Consider the following 20472-nt stretch of genomic DNA (forward strand, 5'->3'; position numbering starts at 1 on the left):
AAACCCATTGCCCCCGGGGGGCAACATGCCCAAATTCAGCCCCGACAGCAGATCGGGCCGGTCCCCGGTCCCGCGCAAGGAGGGCACATGAAGATACTGGTCGCCGAAGACGATGCCCAGACCGCCGACTATCTGCGCCGTTCGCTGATCGCGGAGGGCCACAGTGTCGATGTCGTCGATGACGGGCGCGATGCGCTGACCTATTGCCTGTACAACCGCTGCGACCTGATGGTGCTCGACCGGATGCTGCCGGGGATGGACGGCATGGCTGTCCTGAAGGCACTTCGCGCCGGCCGGAACACCCTGCCGGTGATCTTCCTGACTGCCATGGCCGATGTCGATGCCCGCATCGAGGGGCTGAAGGAGGGCGGGGATGACTATCTGACCAAGCCGTTCCACTTTGCCGAGCTGTCGGCGCGGATCGGTGCCATCGCCCGCCGCCCCGTCGCTGCCGAGGCCCGGACCTGCCTTCGCGTCAGCGATCTGGAGCTTGACCTGCTCCGGCGGACCGCCGAACGTCAAGGGCAGGTGGTCGACCTCCAGCCCAAGGAATTTGCCGTACTCGAGGTCTTGATGCGAAACGCCGGCCACATCGTCACCAAGACGATGCTGCTGGAACAGGTCTGGGGCCTCAGCTTTGATCCCGGCACGACAGTGGTTGAGACCCATATCAGCCGGCTGCGCACCAAGATCGACAAGCCCTTTGACGCCAAGCTGATCCATACCAGCCGCAATTTCGGATATTCGATCCATGCGCCGCGCTGACATCCTGTCGGGCTATGCGTTTCGCAGCGCGCTGCTCGCGGTCGCGATCATGGCCGTCGCCTTCACGGCGGCAGGGGCGCTGGCCTATCATACGGTTCGCCGCGCCATGCAGTCCGAGCTTGAACGCGAACTGGTGGCCGAGCTGCTGTTGCTGGACGAGGTCTATCAGACCGGCGGCGAGACGGCGCTGATCCAGGCGGTGCACAAGCTTGAACGCCCCGAACTGCGGGGAAACCGCTATATCGCGCTGATCGACGCCCATGGCGTCCGTCTGGCCGGCAATCTCGATGTCGCGCCGGACCTGCTCGATTTCACGCGCAGGGTCCAGATCCTGCCGATGGCGGACGGCACGACCATTGCGGCCAGCGCAAGGCGATACGAGACCGTGCGGCTTGTCGTCGGCCGCGACACGACGCTGATCGACGTCACGCTCCGCACCTTGCTCTATGCCCTGCTCGCCGCCTTCCTGCTGATCTTCGTTGCCGCGGTGATGACCGGCTGGGTCTTGTCGAAACAATCGCTGCAAAAGCTGATGCACATTGCCGATGTGCTGGAACGGGTCGGCCGAGGCGACAGCGCGGCGCGGATCGGGCCGATGCGCGGCGACGGTCAGATCGGCCGCATCGCCGGGCTGATCGACCTGTCGCTTGGCCGGCTTTCGGCGCTGACCGAAAACTCGCAGAACACGATCCGGGCCATTGCCCACGACCTGCGCACACCGCTGAACCGCACCGTGATCCGCCTTGACGAGGCCGCTGCCGCCGAAAGCGACCAGGGCGCGCTGATTGCCGCCGCGCAGGAGGAGTTGCAGCGGCTCGGCGATACCTTCGATACCGTCTTGCGGATTTCGACGCTGACGACCTCGTTCGACCGCAGCAACTTTCGCAGCGTCGATCTGGCATCCATCGTGGCGGAGACCGTGCCGCTGTTCGACGCCGACTTTGCCGACAGGTCCCAGCCGGTCGAGGTCGCGGCCGATACGCCGGTTTACGCACGCGGCGACGAACAGGCCCTGCGTCAGCTTCTGGTCAATCTGCTGGCCAACGCGAACCGTCACACCGGGCCGGGGACGTCGATCCGGGTCGGCGCGCGGTATGACCAGGGCAGTGCCGTGCTCGAGGTCTGCGACACCGGCCCCGGCATCCCGGCCGATCAGCGCGCGGCGGTGTTGCAGCCCTTCACCCGGCTCGATTCCAGCCGTTCGGTCGCCGGAACCGGCCTTGGCCTGGCGCTGGTGCATGCGATCGCGATCCGCCACGGTGCGGCGATCGAGATGGACGACAATGCCCCGGGGCTGTGCGTCCGCATCCGCTTTCCCGGCTGAAATATGGTTCTGACGGTCGGAGGCAGCCCAACGGCCAACGGGATCTTTGCCCGTTCGCACATCTCTGTGCGCCCCGTGGACCGAACCTTACAAAAGTATATAGTCCAGGCCAGACAAGCGTAAGCACGAGGCCCTATCTGGAATGCATCAGACCGATGGGTCCGATGAGTTCAAGCGAAGATAAGGACGTTAGTCATGAGAACCCGCACGAAACTCGCTGCCCTGGGCGTTGTCAGCGCACTCGCCGTGGCGCCCGTTCTGAACGCTGCCCACGCCGCCGGGACCGTGGCGCCGGTCAAGACCGACACGGCCACCGCGCAGACGCCTGCCGCCACCACAACCGCCAGCACGGATCAGGCCGCCAAGATCCTGCAGACCTCGGACGAGATCCTTGGCGCGATGCACGATGTGCGCGCGGCCCGGCTTGCCATCTACAACGGAGAGGTCGATCAGGCCAAATCCATGACCGAAAAGGCCGCCAGCGCGCTGCAGATGGCCCGGAACGACGCCAGCAGCATCAGTGTCCAGACCGCAAAGGCGACCGAGGCCGGGGACGCCTATCTGCCCTTCGACACGTCGATCTCGTTCGCCGAAGGCTTCCAGCCGACCGCGGACAAGGCCGGCAAGATCCAGGAGGCCAACCAGCAGCTTGCCAGCGGCGACCAGCAAAAGGCGGTTGAGACGCTGAGGCTGGCGGATGTCGATATCGTCGTCAACGCAGCGCTTCTGCCGGTCAACGCCAGCCTCGAACACGTCGATGCGGCGGCCAAGCTGATCGCCGACGGCTCGTATTATCAGGCCAACCTGGCTCTGAAGGCCGTCGAAGACGCGGTGGTGCTTGACACATACGCGATCGACGGCATCCCTGTGCAAGGCGCCGCCGGCTAGGCCCGCAGCAGGGTCGGCGGCCGGATCGCCCTTCCTCCAGGGGGCGTCCTTTCCCAATTCCGGCCGCCGCACTGTCGCGCCCGAGCTTGCACCCGCATGATGAGACCCGAGAGAGGTTTGAGGATGAACATTCAGAACGCACCCGCCGCCGGCGTGCAGAACGGGCAGCCTGCCATCGAGGGGCTGCGCAATTTCATGAACGCGCACATCGTCGGGCAGACGGTGTTTGTCGACCGGCTGCTGATTGCGTTGCTCGCCGATGGCCATGTGCTGCTGGAAGGCGCGCCGGGCCTCGCCAAGACCAAGGCGATGACGACGCTTGCCTCGGCCATCCGGTGCGACGAACGCCGCATCCAGTTCACGCCCGACCTGCTGCCCACGGACCTGACCGGCACCGATGTGTTCCGGCCCCACGAGGGCACCTTCGAATTCGTCGAGGGGCCGCTGTTTCACAACCTCGTGCTGGCGGACGAGATCAACCGCGCACCGGCCAAGGTGCAATCTGCGCTGCTGGAGGCGATGGCCGAACGCCAGATCACGGTGGGTCAGCAGACCTATCCGCTGCCGAAACTGTTCATGGTGCTCGCCACCCAGAACCCGATCGAACAGGAGGGCACCTATCCGCTGCCCGAGGCACAGCTCGACCGCTTCCTGATGCATGTCCGCGTCGGCTATCCCGATCTCGAATCCGAACGCCGGATCCTCGAGATCGTGCGCGGCGAGGCGATGACCGGGCCTGCGGCCCCCGAAATCACGGTCGATCAGCAGACCATCTTCGGCTGGCGCGAGGCGGCGTTGCAGACCTATGTCTCGCGGGCGCTCGAGGATTATATCCTGCAGTTCGTCTTTGCCACCCGCGATCCCGGCCGCTATGGCGACGATCTGGCCGGCATGATCGCCTATGGCGCCAGCCCCCGCGGCACCATCGCGCTCGACCGTACGGCACGGGTTCATGCCTGGATGCGCGGATCGGAATTCGCGACGCCGCTTGACGTTCAGGCGGTTGCCCATGACGTGCTGCGCCATCGCCTGATCCTGAATTTCGAGGCCGAGGCAGATGGCGTCACCAAGGATCAGGTCATCGACGAACTGCTGAAGCGCGTTCCGGTGTCCTGAACCCCGAGCGCAGGGAAGACCCCGATGAAAGACATCCCCCAGGACGACGGCACCACCGTTTCTTTGGCGACGCTCGTGCAATGCCGGCCCGACCGGCGCACCACCGGCTTCGCGCCGGGCGGCAAGGTGCGCACGCATCAGTTCGGCACCAAGCGGTCGATCTTTCGCGGGCGCGGCATGGAGTTTGACGAGGCGCGGATCTATCAGCCGGGCGACGATGTGCGCGCCATCGACTGGCGGCTGACCGCGCGCACCGGCGAGTTGCACACCAAGCTGTTCCACGAAGAGCGCGAGCGTCCGGTTCTGATCCTTGCCGATCTGCGCGCCGCGATGCAATTCGGCACGCGGGTGCGGTTCAAATCGGTGCTGGCCGCGACCATTGCGGCCGAACTCGCCTGGGTCGGGATCGACGGCGGCGACCGGGTCGGGGGATTCCTTCTGCGGCCGGGCGGCAGCGACAGCTTTCCCGCCACCCGCAATACCGCGGCCATCCTTCGGTTTCTCAAGGCGCTGAGCGCGGCCACCCAGCCCGCCGCGGCGCAAGAGGAACCGCCGCTTCACACCGCAATCGACCGGCTGCGCCACGTCAGCCGCCCCGGAACGCTGGTATTCCTGATCAGCGACTTCGCCGATTATGACGAGCGCACCGAACGGGCGATCAAGCGGCTGTCGATGCACGCCCATGTCAGCAACCTGCTGATCTATGACCAGCTTGACGCGATGCTGCCGCACGGCGCGCAGCGGATTTCCGACGGCGAGGCGGTAACGCTGCTGTCGGCGCTGCCGCGGGCGGCGATCGAGGCCCATGCGAGCGCCTTCGAGGCCCGCAAGGCGCGGATCGAGACTCTGAGCCGCCAGCGCGGGATGGCCTTCCTCGCGCTGCCCACATCGGCCCCGCCCGGGGCCGCGCTTTCCCCGCATCGCCGCAAGGCGCGGGGAAGGAGCGCCGCATGACCCCGCAGATCCCGACCCAACCGCCAATTCAGCCACCGGTTGCGGCCCAGACCCCGGCGCTGTCGCCCGACATCGCGGCCGGGCTCGACCAGTTGCGCGATATCCACCTGCCACCTGCGGTCTCGTGGTGGCCACTGGCCCCCGGCTGGTGGGTACTGGCGGGCCTGATCGTCGCGATGGCGGTCGGTCTGGTGCTGGTTGTTCGTCACCGCCGCCGCACCACCCGCCACCGCGCGCTTGGCGAGCTGAAGGCGCTGCGCCGCAACGAGGCCCTCGCCGTCGTGCCGCTGGCCGAACGTATCGACGTGTTGCTGAAGCGTGTGGTGCTGCAACGCGATGACGCCAGACAGCTTGTCGCCGCCCATGGTGCGCCCTGGATCGCCCGGCTGACCGAGGCCCCCGGGGCAATGCCGGTCGACATCGCCCGTTTCATCGCCACGGCGCCCTATGTCGATGCCGGGCGGATCGGCCCGGCGCCCGACCGCGTCGCCCTCATCACCGCAGCCGAGGGCTGGATCCGGAGGAACGCCTGATGCATTTCGCCTGGCCGCTGGCCTTTCTGTTGCTGCCGTTGCCGTTACTGCTGCGCCGGTTCGCGAAACCCGCCGCGGTGCCGGCGGCCGGCGCGCTGAAACTGCCGTTCTATCGCCAGCTTGCGGCCGGCGGCCAGTCTGGTGCCGGTATTCGCCCCGCCAACTGGCCGCGGCTGATCGTGGCCAGCCTGATCTGGCTGTTGCTGGTTGCATCCCTTGCCCGCCCGATGCTTGTCGGTCCCGAAACTCCGCTGCCGGTGGAGGGTCGTGACATCATGATGGCCATCGACCTGTCGGGCAGCATGGGCGAACAGGATTTTGCCCTCGACGGCCGTGCGACCACCCGTCTGAACGTGGTCCGCGAGGCGGCGCAGGATTTCATCGCCCGGCGCGCGGGCGACCGCATCGGGCTGGTGCTGTTTTCCGACCGCGCCTATCTGCAGGCGCCGCTGACCTTTGATCGCGAGGTCGTGGCGACGCTGTTGAACGAGGCTCAGGTCGGTCTGACCGGCCAGAAGACCGCCATCGGGGATGCCATTGCGGTCAGCGCAAAGCGGCTGAAGGATCGCCCGAAAGACAGCCGCGTGCTGGTCCTGCTGACCGATGGTGCCAGCAACGCAGGTGCGGTCGACCCGTTGCAGGCCGCGAAACTTGCCAAGGACTATGGCATCCGGATCTATACCATTGGCGTCGGCGCCGGCCCCATGCGCGTTCAGACAGCCTTTGGCCCCCAGATCGTCAATCCCTCGGCCGGTCTGGACGAGGCGACGCTGAAGAATATCGCCGACGAAACCGGCGGCGCCTATTTCCGCGCCCGCGATGTCGAAGGGCTGGCACAGGTCTATCATCAGATCGATCGGCTGGAGCCGGTGCTGGACAAGCCCCGGATGATCCGTCCCAGCGTCGCCCTGTTCTATTGGCCGCTTGGCGCGGCGCTGGTTCTGAGCTTTGGCCTGGGGGCAGCAATCACCACCCCCTGGCGCCGCCGCATTTCCGCGCGATCCCCCAAGACTGCCGGAGCCTGACCCATGCCCCTGAACGATTTCTTCTTCCTCCGGCCCCTGTGGCTGCTGCTGCTGATCCCTTCCGCCTGGCTGATCGCCGAGGCGCTGCGCAAGCGGCGCGCAACGACCGACAGCGCCTGGAGCAAGCTTGTCGATCCCCATCTTCTGGCCGCGCTGACGGTCGGCGGCGGTGACGGGAAGCGGTCGCGCTGGATGCCCGCCGCACTCGGTGCCGGGCTCTTGGCCGCGACCCTTGCCATGGCCGGACCGACCTGGACAAAGATCGAACAGCCGACCTTTCAGGCCAAACCCCCGGTGGTGGTGGCGCTGAGCCTTGCACAGTCGATGAACGCCGACGACATCAAGCCCTCGCGCCTGACCCGGGCCGGGCACAAGTTGCGCGATATCCTCGACCGGCAGGAGGGCGGCGACATCGGCCTCGTGATCTATTCCGACCGGCCCTTCGTCGCCTCGCCTCTGACCGCCGACGCCGAGGTCATCCGCCAGATGCTGCCCGAGCTTTCGAGCGGCCTGATGCCGGTGCTGGGCAACCGCGCCGATCTGGCCATCGCCAAGGCGACCGAGCTGCTGGACCACGCGGGTGCAGGGACGGGCCGCATCGTGCTGCTTGCCGACGGCGCGGGATCGCATCCGGCCGATGCCATCGCCGCGGCAAATGCGGCGCGCAAGGCGGGATATCAGGTCGAGGTGATCGAAATCGGCACCGACGACGGCGCGGCGCTGCAGACGGCCGAGGGCCACGCCATCACGGGCCCGAACGGCGCGGCCCTGCACGCCGATTTCGATGCCGATGGCCTGCGCCGTATCGCCGAGGCGGGGGGCGGCAGCTCTGTCGCGCTGACCGCCGATGGCACCGACGTCGCCCGCATTCTGCCCGATACCCTGGGCGACCGGGCGGGCGCGCAGGCGCTGAGCGACGATTTTAGGGCCGACCGCTGGGCCGACATGGGATACTGGCTGCTGCTGATCCCGGTGCTTCTCGCTCCGCTGGCGTTTCGGCGCGGACTTCTGTTCGCGCTGCCGTTGGCGCTCGGGTTGATGGGCGGCATCGCCGGTGGCCGCGCCGAGGCGGCCGACCTTTCCGGTCTTTGGAAGACCCCGGACCAGAAGGCGGCGACGGCCTTTGGGGCCGAGGATTACGCCTCCGCCGCGCAGGGGTTCGAGGATACGGACTGGCGCGCTGCCGCGCTCTACCGCGCTGGCGACTATGCGGCGGCGGCGGGTGCGCTGGCCGGCAACGACACGCCAGAGGCCGCCTATAATCGCGGCAACGCGCTGGCCCGATCCGGTGACCTGAAGGGCGCGCTCGATGCCTATGATCACGCCCTGAAGCTGCAGCCTGACAATGCCGACGCGCAGTTCAACCGCGATCTGGTGGAAAAGCTGTTGAAGGAGCAGCAGAAGCAGCAGCAACAACAGCAACAGGACAAGCAACAGCAGCAACAGGGTGGCGACAGTCAGGACCAGCAGCAGGCGCAGGACCAGCAGGGTGGTGGTGAGGGTCAAGACCAGAACCAGCAAAGCGACGGCGGCGGTCAGGACCAGCAGCAATCCCAGGACCAGCAGGGTGGCGGCGAAGGTCAGGATCAGCAGCAGGCGCAAAGCCAGCAGGGCGGCGACGGAAGTCAGGACCAGAAGCCGGCGCAGAACCAGCCGCAAGATGGCCAGGGGCAGGGCGGGCAGGCGCAGCCGCAGCCGAGCAAAGATCAGGACCAGACCCAGACGCAGGCCCGGCAAACGGCCGCCGGCGCACAACAGCAGGACGGACAGCCGCAGGATGGACAGGCCGAGGCCAATTCTGGTGCCGACAGCGCGGACACGCAGAATACTGCTTTCCAGGAAGCGATGGATGCGGCGCTGGACGACAAAGGCGATGCCGGGGAACCGGCCGACGACAGCGGCCAGACCTCCGCACCTGCACAGGCTGCAAGCTCGGGGTCTGGCATGACCGAACAGCAGCAGGCCAACGAACAGATGCTGCGCAGCGTGCCCGACGACGCTTCGGGGCTGCTGCGTGCGCGGATCCGTCAATATTATGCCCGCAGGCAGTAATTGCATGGCACCGATGGGGATCTCACGATGAAAACAGCAAGGTTTCAACGGATTGTTCTGCCCTGCGTGCTGGCATGGGGGATTGCGGCGGCCCTTCCGGCGCTGGCCGAGGTTCAGGCGACGGTCAGCCGCCCGACGCTGGCACTCGGCGACAGCTTCACCCTCGATCTTCGTGCGACCGGCAAATCCGGCGATGCCACCCCCGACCTGTCGCCGCTGCAGCAGGACTTCACGATTGGCGGCACGGGCCAAAGCTCGATGACCAACATCGTCAATGGCAAGGTCTCGCGAAGCCATGGCTGGACCATCACGCTGACCCCGAAACAGACCGGCAAGCTGACCATTCCGGCGCTGACGGTCGGCGCCGAGGCGACGCAGCCGATCAGCGTCGAGGTTGTCGATCCCGCCAGCCTGCCGCGCGCCGAGGTGCAGGACGATGGTCTGCAGGTGGACATGTCGGTGCCCGATGGCAGCTATTACGTCCAGCAGGAGATTCCGGTCACGGTCCGGATCACGGCCGGGGCGGCCCTGCGCAGTGCCGAACTGGGCGACCCCACGGCGCCCGACGTGATCGTCACCCGAACCGGCGAGGACAAGACCCGCCAGGACACGGTGGACGGCAAGCCGGTGACGGTGGTCGAGCGGACCTATATGATCACGCCGCAGAAAAGCGGCAAGCTGGTCTTGCCGCCGGTCACGCTGCGCGGCGTGGCGGACGATCCGGGCGCCCGGTCACCGGGCTTTCCCGACGGCCAGGTGTTCGACCAGATCCGGCGCCAGTTCGGCGGTGCGGGCTTTGCCGGCTCGATGTTCGGCAACGTGCTGCAGCCCGGCCGCGAGGTCGTGGCCCGGTCACAGGCGATCACGCTCGACATCAAGCCGCGGCCGGGGGCGGCCACCGACTGGTTCTTGCCGGCCAAGAACGTCGATCTGACCGCCAGCTGGCAGCCCGAGGCGCCGACCTTCAAGGTGGGCGAGGCGGCATCGCGCGTCGTGCGGATCGTGGCGCTGGGGGCGTCGAAGGAACAGCTTCCGGATCTCGACTTCAGCGATATCGACGGCGCCAAGGTCTATGTCGATCGCGTCGACGATCAGTCCGTCGATACCGCCAAGGGCACTGCGGCGGTCAAGCAATACTCGGTGTCGGTGGTGCCGACCCGTCCCGGCACCCTGACCCTGCCGGCGATTTCGGTCCAGTGGCTCGATACCACCGATGGAACGCAGAAGACTGCCACGATTGCGGCCGAGACGGTCACGGTCGAGGGAACCGCCATCGCGCCCGCCCCGCCCGCGCCGCCACAGGCGGCCGAACCTGTGGTCTCGGCGGCGGCCGAAACCGCGGCACCGGCAAGCCCGGCACCGATCCTGCCCGTCGGCGCCTTTGGGCTGGGGGCCGTACTGGTCTTGGCGGTCGGTGGCTGGATGTGGTTGCGGCGCAGGCCGGTGCCGTTGCGGGCCGCGGCGAAGGGCGAGGCCGAACGGCTGGCGCAGATCGCGGGCTTTGCCGCGGCGGCGAGAAAGGCCTGCAGGCGCAACGATGCTGCGCAGGCCTTTGCGCGGCTCCATGCGTGGATGACGGCAAGCGGCATCAATCCCGATGCGCTGGCAACGCCTGCGGCGGCGGGGTTCCGGGCCGAGCTGCGGACGCTTGAAACGGGCCTCTATGGCGCGGCGGCAGGTGAAGGCAGTTGGCAGGGCGACCGGCTGGCTGCGGCCTTCGATGCGCTGCTGCGGGATCTTGGCACGCGCGGGACAAACCCGCGGCACATTGGTGACCTGCCGCCACTGTATCAGTGACGCGGCGGGGTACCAGTCGTGCGGGCCGCTGCCCCCAGGGACGGCGGATCACAGGCCCTCGGTCTCGATATAGATCGTGGCGCCGCAATGCTTGCAGTGGACGGCGTCGGCATCGTGCAGCTTCAACCCGCAATGCGGGCAGGGCTGGTTCACTTTGGGCGGGCGGAACAGCACCTGCGCCAGCCGCAGGAACAGCGTGACACCGAAGATCATCACCCCGACCGAAAGCAGCCGGCCCCCGGTGCCGGTCAGCGTGATGTCGCCAAAGCCGGTCGTGGTGAGCGTTGTGACAGTGAAATAGAGCGCGTCGGCATAATTGGCGATCTGCGGGTTCGCGCCATGCTGGGTGGTATAGATCAGCCCGGTCATCACGAACAGGAAGACAGTGAGGTTGATCGTTGCCAGCAGAACCTCTTCGTGGTGGCGAAAATAGGGGAAATCCTGCCGCAGCCGGTCGAGCAACTGATAGGTGCGCAGCAACCGCAGTGTGCGCAGGATCCGCAGAAACCCGAAGCCCTCGCCAACGATCGGGGCGAGGAAGGAAATTACCGTGATCAGATCGATCCAGCTTGCCGGCCGCAGAACGAACTTCGAAAACGGGCGCTCGATGGCCATACGGGCAAGAAAGTCGGCCAGCACCACAACGCCCAGAACCAGATCGATGGCTTCCTCGGGGCGGCTGCGCGGAAAGAAGGTGGTGACGATGACAAAGGCAATGGTGGCGAGATCGAAGATCAGCAGGCCATAGCGGAACCGGTGCCCGGCTGGCGTGTCGTCTTCATAGAGAGAGCGGATCTGTGCCAGCACGATTGATCTGGTCCCCTCGCTGTTCAGCGTCGATCCTATCTCAGGGCCGGGAGAAAAGCGAACCGTCGGGTCAAGGTCAGCGGCCGGTCAAATGGCGGCTGCGGCAGGTCACCCGCGCACGTGCGTTCAGGGACGGACCTCGTCGGCGTCGACGCCCCAGAGTGCCGTCTTCTGCACCCAGCCGCGCTCGCCACCTGCCGTGATGCGGCACCAGTCGAGGGTGCATTCGCCAAGCCGCGCGACCACACCGGCCTCTGCCTGGGCCACCACCGGCGCCTCGGCGTAGGGCTGGCCGAGCATTTCGACCATGTCCTGTTCGATCAGAACCGTGCGCACACCCGACAGCAACGAATAATGAACCCAGCCCCCGACCCCGTCCTTGTCGCGCACCAGTCGCCAGTGGCCGTGTTCAGCCGTCACCTGCAGGGGCATGGCGCGGCGGGTAAAGACCCAGTCGATCCGGTGCGTCAGCGACGGACCGCGGCGGGCGTTGCATTCGGAGGACTTGAGCGAGACATATCGCGGTATCGGCAGGTTGGTGACCGGCCCGAGATCCGCTTGCTGGGCGGCAAGAAGCCCGGTCGCGGTCAGCAGGACCGCAAGGATTGCACCGAGTATCAGATTCGATATGTGGCCCACACGGGGTCCGCCTGCCTGTCGTCCCATGTCTTTTTGTCGCTCGTTTTCGGGGGGCGCTTGTGCCTCGCCACTTTCCCGACCAATGTGCCAGCGAGCCGCGGACGTGGAAATACGAGGAGGAGCAGGATGCCTACGGAACCCCTGAGTGTTGTCGTCACGCGACGGTTGCCAGAGGTCGTCGAATCCCGGATGGCCGAACTTTTCAATGTCGAGCTGCGTAGCGAGGACACGCCCTGGAACCGGGAAGAGCTGGTTGGGGCGATGCAGAGGGCCGATGTGCTGGTGCCGACGGTGACCGACCAGATCGACGCAGGGATGCTGGCGCAGGCCAGCGACCGGTTGAAACTGGTCGCCAACTTTGGCGCAGGGGTTGACAATATCGACGTCACATCGGCGCGCCAGCGCGGTGTCCTGGTCACGAACACCCCCGACGTCACCACCGAGGACACGGCCGACATGGCGATGGCGCTGATCCTCGCCGTCACCCGGCGGATCCCCGAGGGGCTTGCGGTGATGCAGATGGGCAAGTGGGAGGGTTGGGCGCCGACCGCCTTCCTTGGCGGGAGGCTGGGCGGACGCCGTCTGGGGATCCTCGGCATGGGCCGGATCGGCACCGCGGTGGCACGCCGCGCCGGGGTGTTCGGGATGCAGGTTCATTATCACAACCGGCGGCGGCTGCGCCCCGAGGTCGAGCAAGAACTTGGCGCGACCTGGTGGGACAGCCTCGACCAGATGGTCAGCCGGATGGATATCCTCAGCATCAACTGCCCGCACACGCCGTCGACGTTTCATCTGGTGAACGCCCGGCGGCTGAAGCTGATGAAACCGACGGCGGTGATCGTCAACACCTCGCGCGGCGAGGTCATTGACGAGAACGCGCTGACGCGGATGTTGCGGGCGGGCGAAATTGCGGGGGCGGGGCTTGACGTCTATGAACGCGGCACGGATATCAACCCGCGGCTTCGCGACCTTCCCAACGTGGTGCTGCTGCCGCAGATGGGTTCGGCCACGGTCGAAGGCCGGGTCGAGATGGGCGAGAAGGTGATCGTCAACATCAAGACCTTCGAGGACGGGCACCGCCCGCCCGATCTGGTCGTGCCGCCGATGCTCTAGACCTGCCGCCCGGAGGGGGGCGGCGTTTCAGGAAAAATGGGAGGATTACCGGCAGAGCGGTCAATGCGCTCTGCCAGTTTGCTTTTGGAGAGTGACATGCGAACAAGGACCCTCGGCAGCTCGCAGATCGTGGTCAGCGAATTCTGTCTTGGCACCATGACCTTCGGTACCCAGACCCCCGAGGATGATGCCCACCGGCAGCTTTCGAAGGCACTGGATGGTGGCATCAATTTCGTCGACACAGCCGAGATGTATCCGGTCAACCCGGTGCGGGCCGAAACCGTGGGCCTGACCGAAACCATTATCGGGCGCTGGATCGCGGCCTCGGGGCGGCGCGACGAGATGGTGCTGGCGACCAAGATCGCGGGGCCAAGCGAAGCTGTGCGTCCGGGCCGCGGGATCGACGGCGAGACCCTGGTCGAGGCCGTCGAAGCCTCGCTCAAGCGGTTGCAGACCGGCTGGATCGACCTGTTTCAGCTGCATTGGCCGAACCGCGGATCCTATCACTTCCGCCAGAACTGGGCGTTCGATCCGTCTGGCCGCGACCCGGCCGCGATCGAGACCAACATGGTCGAAGTGCTGGAGGCGATGGACGAACTGACCCGCGCCGGCAAGGTGCGTGCCTTCGGGTTGTCGAACGAAACCGCCTGGGGCACCGCGCAATGGCTCAAGCTGGCGGCCGAGACCGGGACGCCGCGGATGGTGTCGATCCAGAACGAATATTCGCTGATGTGCCGGCTGTTCGACACCGATCTGGCCGAACTGGCGCTGGCCGAGCAGGTGGGGCTTATGGCCTATTCGCCGCTGGCGACCGGGCTCTTGAGCGGCAAGTACCGCAACGGTGCCGTTCCCGAGGGCAGCCGGATGGCGGTGGGCAGCCATAATCTTGGCGGGCGGGCAAGCGACCGGGCGATGGCGGCGGTCGAGGCCTATGCCGCGGTTGCCGAGGCCCATGGGCTCGATATCGTCCATATGGCACTGGCGTTCTGTGCCGCGCGGCCCTTCATGGGCTCGGTCATTGTCGGTGCGACGACCGAGGCGCAGCTTGACCATATCCTGGCGGGACAGGGCCAGAGCCTTGACGAGGCGGTGATGGCCGATCTGAACGCCGTCCACCGCGCCCATCCCATGCCCTACTGAGCCGGACAGGCGGTCGATGGAACCCTGGATCGCGGCAACCCTGGCGGCGGCGCTGTTTCAGACCGTCCGATTTGCGCTGCAGAAACGGCTGAGCCTGGCCGGGCTGTCGTCTGTCGGAGCGACCTGGGCGCGGTTCCTGTGGGCCGCGCCCATGTTGAGCCTCGCCTTCGGGCTTGGCGTCACTGCGACCGGCGTGGCCTTGCCGGTGCCGACGGGAACCTTCTGGGCATGGGCGCTGACCGGCGGGCTGGCGCAGATACTTGCGACCGTCTGCGTTGTGGCACTGTTCCAGCGCCGCAACTTTGCCGTCGGCATCACCTTCAAGAAGTCCGAGGTGTTGCAGACCGTGCTCGTCGGCTGGCTGCTGCTGGGCGAAGGGGTCACGCCCGCGGGTTTTGCCGCGGTGCTTCTGGGGCTGGCGGCGCTGCTGGTGCTGTCCGACCCCGGCCGCGATGCCGCGGGCGGGCGACGGGGGGTCTGGGCGGCGCTGATGTCACCGGCCGTGGGGCTCGGGCTGACCAGCGGCGCGTTCTTCGCGCTTGCGGGTGTCGGCTATCGCGGCGCGACGCTCAGCCTTGGCGATGGGCCGGTGGCGATGCGGGCGGGGCTGGCGCTGGTTCTGGTGACCTGGGTGCAGACCTTCGCCATGCTGGTGTGGTTTCTGGCCCGCGACCGGGCGCAGATCGGCAAGGTGCTGGCAGCCTGGAGGCCGGGGCTGGCGGTCGGGCTTGCTGGCCTTGCCGGCAGTTTCTGCTGGTTCGTGGCCTTCGCGCTGCAAACCGCCGCCTATGTCTATGCGCTGGGGCAAGTCGAACTGCTGTTCAGTGTCGTCGGCGGGGCGCTGATCTTTCACGAACGGCTCAGTCGGCGCGAGTCGGCCGGCATCGCGCTGTTGATGGCGAGCCTCGTGGTGCTGGTGCTGGTCACCTGAGCATCCATCGCGCACCCGTCGCGCCCTTGGCATGCCGGATCGGCTAGCCGGAGTTGCCGGCCAGCCCGGCGATGCGCCGGTGGGCCATCAGGGGGCCGGTGTCGGTGGCGGCAATGCGGGCCATCGCCGGGGCAATCGGTTCCTCGGCCACCGCCATGTGATGGGCGTTGGCATGGATCATGGTGCCGGGGCCACTGGCCATTGCCACATGCCCGCGCCAGAAGAACAGATCGCCCGCCTGCGGCGCGCTGCCAGCCGCAAGCGCGGTGCCGAGCGTTTCGCATTGCTGATCGCTGTCGCCGGGGCAGGGGAGGCCGCAGGCGACAAGTGCGGCCTGAACCAGTCCCGAACAATCGATGCCGGCGCGCGAGTTTCCGCCCCAAAGATAGGGTGTGCCAAGAAACAGACGCGCCACTGCGACCGGGTCGGACAGCGGGTCGCCGAGCGGCGCGATGTGGCGGGCGGGGACAAAACCGCCTTCGGCCAGTTCGGCGAAAGCGCCTTCGATACCGAGCACGGAAACTTCCGATCCGAAAGAGAGCCAGCCGATTTCGCGCCGCTTGATGTCGGGGGCGGGATAACGATGTGTGGCCGGTGCGATGACCCTGTGGCTTGCGTCGCGGTCGGCGCCAAGCGAGGTGGCATCGAGGTATCCGACATAACCGTCGCGTTCCGCCTGCAGGAAAGAAAACCCGTCCCGAACCTCGAACACCCGCAGGCGCTGGCCAAAGACGAGCTGGCGATCGCGCGCGCCGTCCGGAGCGTCAAGCAGGTCGGCGACCGGCACGGCGAGCCGGTGCCAGTCGCCAGCGACAAAGCGGCGGTCGGCGAGGTGCCCGCGCAGTTCCAGCGCGGCGACGCGGTCATTTGCGGGGGTTGTCCGGCGGTCGCTCACAGCTTCAATGCCTCGGGCAGCGCCTCGATCAGGGCGCGGGCGGCCTGACCGACGCCGCCCTTGGGCCGGGCCGGGGCCGCGACGGGCTGCCAGCCATAGATGTCGAAATGTGCATAGGATCCGGCCCCCGTCGCAAAGCGGCGCAGGAACAATGCGGCGGTGATAGACCCTGCCATCCCGCCCGACGGCGCATTGTCGAGATCGGCAATTCCGGGTTCGATCATCGATTCATAGGGGGTGTGGAACGGCATCCGCCAGACCGGGTCGGCGACTGTCGCGCCGGCAGACTGGACGGCTGCGGCAAGGGTGTCGTCGTCGGCAAAGAAGGGGGCGATATCGGGGCCGACAGCGACGCGGGCTGCGCCGGTCAGCGTCGCCATCGAGATCATCAGATCGGGGGCGGCCTCGGCGCCGAACGCCAGCGCATCGGCCAGCACCAGCCGGCCCTCTGCATCGGTATTGTTGATCTCGACCGTCAATCCCTTGCGCGAAAGCAGCACGTCCTGCGGCCGGAAGGCATTGCCCGAAACGCTGTTCTCGACCGCCGGGATCAGCACCCGCAGGCGCAGCGGCAGGCCAAGCGCCATGATCGACTGCGCGAGCCCGAGCACGGTTGCCGCTCCTCCCATGTCCTTCTTCATCAGGCCCATGGAACTGCCGGGCTTGAGGTTCAGCCCGCCGGTGTCAAAGCAGACACCCTTGCCGACCAGCGTCAGCGACGGCCCCGAACTGCCCCAGGACAGATCGATCAGCCGCGGCGCGCGGGGCGAGGCGCGTCCGACCGCGTGGATCAGCGGACAATTCGCCGCCAGCAGGTCTTCGCCCGTGGTGACGGAGATACGGGCGCCCGCTGCCTCGGCCACGGCGCCCGCGGCGGCTTCAAGCTCGGCCGGGCCGAGGTCGTTGGCGGGGGTGTTGATCAGATCGCGGGTCAGCGCCTCGCCCCGGGCGAGGGTGAGAAGGCGCGCGGCATCGACGCCCTCGGGCGCGACCAGCCGGGCCTTGGCGCCATTGGCCGGACGATAACGGTCGAAACCATAGCCCGCGAGCAGCCAGCCGAGAGCCTCGACCGACAGATCCGCCTCGGCCGGAACGCCGGCGAGACGATAGTTCCCGGCCGGCAACCGGGCCGCGGCGGCGGCAAGGTGGAACCGCCCGCGCTGCCTCGAGGCGGCAGAGCCAAAGCCTGCCACCGCAATCGCACCCTCGCCCACCGGGCAGAGCGCCGCCTCGCCGATATCGCCGGAAAAGCCGATCCGCGTCAGCCAGGCCATCGCCTCGGCAGGCAGGTCCCATGCCTCGCGATCGTCCTGGGACAGAATATAGAGCGATATCGACGGCTGGTCGGGTTCGGCGAAGGCGAGTGTCATGCGGGGCCCCTCTGGTTTGGTCACCGGACCCTAGCGCCTCGGGTGGCACCCGCAAGGGCGGATCAGACCCGCCGGTCGGCCTGATTCCACAACTCGGCGAAGGAGTGATCGCCGATCCGTTCGAGCCGAGACAGCGTTGCGGCCAGCGCCACCGTATCGCCGCATTCGGCGTTCCAGGCGACGTCGCAGGCGACCCGCGCCAGCAGCCCGAGGCCGATCGGGCGGGCGATTGCCGCCATCCGCCGCGCGGTCCCGGCAAGCTGCAGCCAGTGACCGGCCCGGTGCAGCGCCGACAGATCGCACAGCCGCCGCGCCAGATCGTCGAGCGCCTTGTAGAGAACGTTTTCCGCCTCGCGGGCGCCGAGCTGTGTCACCAGCAGGTCGAGATTGTCGGAATCGAGCCGGAGTTGTTCGTCCGGGAAGTGAATCGCGCGCATCGCTCAGTTGCCCCTCGTCCAAAAACTGTGCGCCTTGGTTGTGGCGCAATCATCGGAACGCTTGTTGAACAAAGGGTTAGGGCCGGCCGACAGTTTCCGCTCGAATTTCGGAGAATTCCAGCCTATCCCCGGGGGGGCGACGCGACACACGGGGTGCAACGATGAGCGAGGATCCGAAGCTGCCAGTGAATGCCGTGCAATCCCGGCCGTTGCCTCCCTATCTGGCGACGCGCTATCACGGCTGGCGGGCAACGACCTATAGCGAAAACAGGATCTGGTATCGGAAACTGGCCGAAGAAGGACAGAATCCGCGGATCATGGCGATTGCCTGCTGCGACAGCCGGGTTGATGTGAACGCAGTGTTCAGCGCCGATACCGGCGACATCTTCCTGCACCGCAACATCGCCAATGTGGTCCCGCCCTATCTGCCCGACGGCGATCCGCACGGCACGTCGGCTGCGGTCGAATATGCGGTTTCGGTGCTGCGCGTGGCCCATGTGATCGTGGTCGGCCATTCCGACTGCGGCGGGATCCAGGGCTGTCACAAGATGTGCTCGGGACATGCGCCCGAACTGGAGGACAAGGGCAGCTTTGTCGGCCGCTGGCTCGAGATCCTGCGCCCGGCCTTTGACCGCGTCTCCCGGCTCGAAACCGAAAAGGAGCAGATCCGGGCGATGGAAAAGGAAACCGTGGTGATCGCGCTCGAGAACCTCTGGCAATTCCCCTTCGTGCGCGAGGCGGTCGAGGCCGAGCGGCTGTCGCTGCACGGCATCTGGTTCGATATCGGCGCGGGCAAGCTCGAACACTATCTGCCGGATCTGGGCGGCTTCATCGAAATCTGACGAAAGATGGCTGGGCTTTCCCGCCCCCGGTCCGGCGTGGCGGGGCCACTTGGCCGGCGTTGGGCGTGGCGCGGCGGCTTTCGCCGCCGCGCGGGGGAACCTGAAACGCGGGCTCAGCCCTTCTTGAGGACCCGGTTGCCCAGCAGCTCGGCGATCTGCACCGCATTCAGTGCCGCGCCCTTGCGCAGGTTGTCCGAGACGCACCAGAGGTTCAGCCCGTTGTCGATCGTCGAATCCTGGCGGATCCGGCTGATGTAGGTCGCATAATCGCCGACGCATTCGACCGGGGTGATGTAGCCGCCGTCCTCGCGCTTGTCGATCACCATGACGCCGGGCGCTTCGCGCAGGATATCGCGTGCTTCATGCTCGTCGAGGAAATCCTCGAACTCGATGTTGATCGCCTCGGAATGGCCGACAAAGACCGGCACCCGAACGCAGGTCGCGGTGACCTTGATGTTGGCATCGACGATCTTCTTGGTCTCGGCGACCATCTTCCATTCTTCCTTGGTCGATCCATCGTCGAGGAAGACATCGATGTGCGGGATCACGTTGAAGGCGATCTGCTTGGTGAACTTCGACGGCGCGACCTCCTGGCCCGGCACATACATGCCCTTGGTCTGGTCCCAGAGCTCGTCGATGCCTTCCTTGCCGGCGCCCGAGACGGACTGGTAGGTCGAGACCACGACCCGTTTGATCCGTGCCCGGTCGTGCAGCGGCTTCAACGCCACCACCATCTGGGCGGTCGAACAATTCGGGTTGGCGATGATGTTGCGCTTGGAATAGCCCATGATCGCCTCGGGGTTCACCTCGGGGACGATCAGCGGAATCAGCGGGTCGTAGCGATAGAGCGACGAGTTGTCGATCACCACGCAGCCCGTGGCCGCCGCCTTGGGCGCGTAGATCTTGGTTGCGTCCGAGCCGACCGCAAACAGCGCAATGTCCCAGCCGGTAAAGTCGAAGGTGTCGAGGTCCTTGGTCTTGAGGGTTGCGTCACCGAAGCCGACTTCGGTGCCGAGCGACTTGCGGCTGGCAAGCGCGACAATTTCGTCAACCGGGAACTGGCGTTCGGCCAGAATGTTCAGCATCTCGCGGCCCACATTGCCCGTGGCGCCAACGACGACGACCCGATACCCCATCAGAAGTCCTCCATTGAAAAGACCCGGCCTCATATCAGGCAAGCGTATGTCGGGGAAGCGCAAAGCGCCCGCGGCCAGGGAATGTCGCGTTCCCGTGTGCTGCATGGGCGGCATATGTCATGGGCAGGCACAAGAGGCGGCCCGTATGTCTCGGCCGGCCCACCCGGCCTTCCGCCAGTTGGGCGGAGCGCGACACATATAAGGGGGGCGCGGCCGGCGTCGACCGTCGGGGCTCACCCGGGATTCTCCGCGCCGCTCCCTGTCAGTGTCGCGAGTCGCCCGTCGTGGAGCATTCCACGCCCCGGGGACGACGAGTCGGCCGATGCCGTCCACGCTCAATCGGCATTTTCGCGGGGACTCGCGGTGTGGCGGCGAAAAACGACTCTCTCGGCGGCTGTCATCGCAGCCGAATCCCCGCGATTCTGGCTGTCCGGATCGGCAATCCCCGCCGGAGTCCCTGCAGGCCGCTGCTCTATTTCAGTCATAAGCGCATGAAAATAAGTACTTTTTGTGAGATCATCGAAAAAACGTCATGTTTCTTCCAAAATCTGCTTGCGGCCACCAGCCACTATCCCTAAAAGCCCCTTCACCGGCGGCGCTGAGGGCGCTGACGGGACGCGGAACGGGGTTGGCGGGAACGCTGACTGAGGGAAGCGGGACGACATCGAGAGGATTATGAGGCTGGCGCGCCTGATAGGAATTGGGCGC

19 protein-coding genes are annotated in these 20472 nt (G+C 66.6%); 13 read left to right on the forward strand and 6 right to left on the reverse strand.

Features of this window, described 5'->3' with window-relative positions; all coding sequences use genetic code 11:
• The first annotated feature begins 87 nt into the window (after positions 1-87).
• The 9 genes from DQG17_RS21045 (at position 88) to DQG17_RS21085 (ending at position 10454) form a co-directional block, all read left to right on the forward strand.
• Positions 88-765 carry a response regulator transcription factor gene (locus DQG17_RS21045; RefSeq protein ID WP_116134962.1) on the forward strand — a complete coding sequence of 226 codons (678 nt, stop codon included), beginning with the start codon at positions 88-90 and terminating at the stop codon, positions 763-765.
• The gene (locus DQG17_RS21050) at positions 752-2089 is read left to right on the forward strand and encodes a HAMP domain-containing sensor histidine kinase (protein WP_116134964.1); all 1338 of its coding nucleotides are present in this window, start codon (positions 752-754) and stop codon (positions 2087-2089) included. The genes DQG17_RS21045 and DQG17_RS21050 overlap by 14 nt, the downstream gene beginning before the upstream one ends.
• 195 nt (positions 2090-2284) lie before the next feature.
• Entirely contained in the window at positions 2285-2977 is a 693-nt protein-coding gene (locus DQG17_RS21055; RefSeq protein WP_116134966.1) for a YfdX family protein, read from the forward strand.
• Positions 2978-3100: 123 nt separating this feature from the next.
• Positions 3101-4093, forward strand: coding sequence for a MoxR family ATPase (locus DQG17_RS21060; RefSeq protein ID WP_116134968.1), 993 nt, complete (start codon positions 3101-3103; stop codon positions 4091-4093).
• A 24-nt stretch (positions 4094-4117) separates the two neighbouring features.
• Entirely contained in the window at positions 4118-5047 is a 930-nt protein-coding gene (locus DQG17_RS21065) for a DUF58 domain-containing protein (protein WP_116134970.1), read from the forward strand.
• Positions 5044-5580 (forward strand): DUF4381 domain-containing protein, encoded by a 537-nt coding sequence (locus DQG17_RS21070; RefSeq protein ID WP_116134971.1) that lies wholly within the window; start codon positions 5044-5046, stop codon positions 5578-5580. Before DQG17_RS21065 ends, DQG17_RS21070 begins: the two co-directional genes overlap by 4 nt.
• Positions 5580-6605 (forward strand): VWA domain-containing protein, encoded by a 1026-nt coding sequence (locus DQG17_RS21075; protein WP_232829530.1) that lies wholly within the window; start codon positions 5580-5582, stop codon positions 6603-6605. The genes DQG17_RS21070 and DQG17_RS21075 overlap by 1 nt, the downstream gene beginning before the upstream one ends.
• A 3-nt stretch (positions 6606-6608) precedes the next feature.
• Positions 6609-8657 carry a VWA domain-containing protein gene (locus DQG17_RS21080; protein WP_116134975.1) on the forward strand — a complete coding sequence of 683 codons (2049 nt, stop codon included), beginning with the start codon at positions 6609-6611 and terminating at the stop codon, positions 8655-8657.
• 27 nt (positions 8658-8684) lie between these two features.
• Positions 8685-10454 (forward strand): BatD family protein, encoded by a 1770-nt coding sequence (locus DQG17_RS21085; protein WP_157973706.1) that lies wholly within the window; start codon positions 8685-8687, stop codon positions 10452-10454.
• 48 nt (positions 10455-10502) lie between these two features.
• Here DQG17_RS21085 and DQG17_RS21090 read toward each other — a convergent pair whose 3' ends face one another.
• On the reverse strand, positions 10503-11261 hold the full coding sequence (locus tag DQG17_RS21090; protein ID WP_198666232.1) for an ion transporter: 759 nt from the start codon (positions 11259-11261) through the stop codon (positions 10503-10505).
• A gap of 126 nt (positions 11262-11387) precedes the next feature.
• Positions 11388-11927 carry an SH3 domain-containing protein gene (locus DQG17_RS21095; RefSeq protein WP_116134979.1) on the reverse strand — a complete coding sequence of 180 codons (540 nt, stop codon included), beginning with the start codon at positions 11925-11927 and terminating at the stop codon, positions 11388-11390.
• A 99-nt stretch (positions 11928-12026) separates the two neighbouring features.
• Between DQG17_RS21095 and DQG17_RS21100 the strand changes: the two genes are divergently transcribed.
• From DQG17_RS21100 to DQG17_RS21110, 3 genes are all read left to right on the forward strand, one after another.
• A complete protein-coding gene (locus DQG17_RS21100) occupies positions 12027-13013 on the forward strand; it encodes a D-glycerate dehydrogenase (protein ID WP_116134981.1) in 987 nt (328 codons plus the stop codon).
• 96 nt (positions 13014-13109) lie between these two features.
• Positions 13110-14153 carry an aldo/keto reductase gene (locus DQG17_RS21105; RefSeq protein WP_116134983.1) on the forward strand — a complete coding sequence of 348 codons (1044 nt, stop codon included), beginning with the start codon at positions 13110-13112 and terminating at the stop codon, positions 14151-14153.
• A 16-nt stretch (positions 14154-14169) separates the two neighbouring features.
• Positions 14170-15084 carry an EamA/RhaT family transporter gene (locus DQG17_RS21110; RefSeq protein ID WP_116134985.1) on the forward strand — a complete coding sequence of 305 codons (915 nt, stop codon included), beginning with the start codon at positions 14170-14172 and terminating at the stop codon, positions 15082-15084.
• Positions 15085-15127: 43 nt separating this feature from the next.
• Here DQG17_RS21110 and DQG17_RS21115 read toward each other — a convergent pair whose 3' ends face one another.
• The 3 genes from DQG17_RS21115 to DQG17_RS21125 all read right to left on the reverse strand — a co-directional run bounded on the left by DQG17_RS21115 (position 15128) and on the right by DQG17_RS21125 (position 17786).
• Positions 15128-15979 carry a C40 family peptidase gene (locus DQG17_RS21115; protein WP_116134987.1) on the reverse strand — a complete coding sequence of 284 codons (852 nt, stop codon included), beginning with the start codon at positions 15977-15979 and terminating at the stop codon, positions 15128-15130.
• Entirely contained in the window at positions 15976-17349 is a 1374-nt protein-coding gene (locus DQG17_RS21120) for a M17 family metallopeptidase (RefSeq protein ID WP_116134989.1), read from the reverse strand. Before DQG17_RS21120 ends, DQG17_RS21115 begins: the two co-directional genes overlap by 4 nt.
• 62 nt (positions 17350-17411) lie before the next feature.
• The gene (locus DQG17_RS21125) at positions 17412-17786 is read right to left on the reverse strand and encodes a hypothetical protein (RefSeq protein WP_116134991.1); all 375 of its coding nucleotides are present in this window, start codon (positions 17784-17786) and stop codon (positions 17412-17414) included.
• Between the two features lie 161 nt (positions 17787-17947).
• Here DQG17_RS21125 and DQG17_RS21130 point away from each other — a divergent pair, with 161 nt between their 5' ends.
• Positions 17948-18628, forward strand: coding sequence for a carbonic anhydrase (locus DQG17_RS21130; RefSeq protein WP_116134993.1), 681 nt, complete (start codon positions 17948-17950; stop codon positions 18626-18628).
• 113 nt (positions 18629-18741) lie between these two features.
• Here DQG17_RS21130 and DQG17_RS21135 read toward each other — a convergent pair whose 3' ends face one another.
• Positions 18742-19764, reverse strand: coding sequence for an aspartate-semialdehyde dehydrogenase (locus DQG17_RS21135; protein ID WP_116134995.1), 1023 nt, complete (start codon positions 19762-19764; stop codon positions 18742-18744).
• Between the last annotated feature and the right edge of the window lie 708 nt (positions 19765-20472).

The sequence above is a fragment of the Tropicimonas sp. IMCC34043 genome, from assembly GCF_003390845.1.
Lineage (GTDB): Bacteria > Pseudomonadota > Alphaproteobacteria > Rhodobacterales > Rhodobacteraceae > Tropicimonas.

Excerpts from the sequence above, each read along its gene's own strand:
- DQG17_RS21045 (WP_116134962.1), top strand. The coding sequence starts at position 88 with ATGAAGATACTGGTCGCCGAAGACGATGCCCAGACCGCCGACTATCTG.
- DQG17_RS21050 (WP_116134964.1), top strand. The coding sequence starts at position 752 with ATGCGCCGCGCTGACATCCTGTCGGGCTATGCGTTTCGCAGCGCGCTG.
- DQG17_RS21055 (WP_116134966.1), top strand. The coding sequence starts at position 2,285 with ATGAGAACCCGCACGAAACTCGCTGCCCTGGGCGTTGTCAGCGCACTC.
- DQG17_RS21060 (WP_116134968.1), top strand. The coding sequence starts at position 3,101 with ATGAACATTCAGAACGCACCCGCCGCCGGCGTGCAGAACGGGCAGCCT.
- DQG17_RS21065 (WP_116134970.1), top strand. The coding sequence starts at position 4,118 with ATGAAAGACATCCCCCAGGACGACGGCACCACCGTTTCTTTGGCGACG.
- DQG17_RS21070 (WP_116134971.1), top strand. The coding sequence starts at position 5,044 with ATGACCCCGCAGATCCCGACCCAACCGCCAATTCAGCCACCGGTTGCG.
- DQG17_RS21075 (WP_232829530.1), top strand. The coding sequence starts at position 5,580 with ATGCATTTCGCCTGGCCGCTGGCCTTTCTGTTGCTGCCGTTGCCGTTA.
- DQG17_RS21080 (WP_116134975.1), top strand. The coding sequence starts at position 6,609 with ATGCCCCTGAACGATTTCTTCTTCCTCCGGCCCCTGTGGCTGCTGCTG.
- DQG17_RS21085 (WP_157973706.1), top strand. The coding sequence starts at position 8,685 with ATGAAAACAGCAAGGTTTCAACGGATTGTTCTGCCCTGCGTGCTGGCA.
- DQG17_RS21095 (WP_116134979.1), bottom strand. The coding sequence starts at position 11,927 with ATGGGACGACAGGCAGGCGGACCCCGTGTGGGCCACATATCGAATCTG.
- DQG17_RS21100 (WP_116134981.1), top strand. The coding sequence starts at position 12,027 with ATGCCTACGGAACCCCTGAGTGTTGTCGTCACGCGACGGTTGCCAGAG.
- DQG17_RS21105 (WP_116134983.1), top strand. The coding sequence starts at position 13,110 with ATGCGAACAAGGACCCTCGGCAGCTCGCAGATCGTGGTCAGCGAATTC.
- DQG17_RS21110 (WP_116134985.1), top strand. The coding sequence starts at position 14,170 with ATGGAACCCTGGATCGCGGCAACCCTGGCGGCGGCGCTGTTTCAGACC.
- DQG17_RS21120 (WP_116134989.1), bottom strand. The coding sequence starts at position 17,349 with ATGACACTCGCCTTCGCCGAACCCGACCAGCCGTCGATATCGCTCTAT.
- DQG17_RS21125 (WP_116134991.1), bottom strand. The coding sequence starts at position 17,786 with ATGCGCGCGATTCACTTCCCGGACGAACAACTCCGGCTCGATTCCGAC.
- DQG17_RS21130 (WP_116134993.1), top strand. The coding sequence starts at position 17,948 with ATGAGCGAGGATCCGAAGCTGCCAGTGAATGCCGTGCAATCCCGGCCG.
- DQG17_RS21135 (WP_116134995.1), bottom strand. The coding sequence starts at position 19,764 with ATGGGGTATCGGGTCGTCGTCGTTGGCGCCACGGGCAATGTGGGCCGC.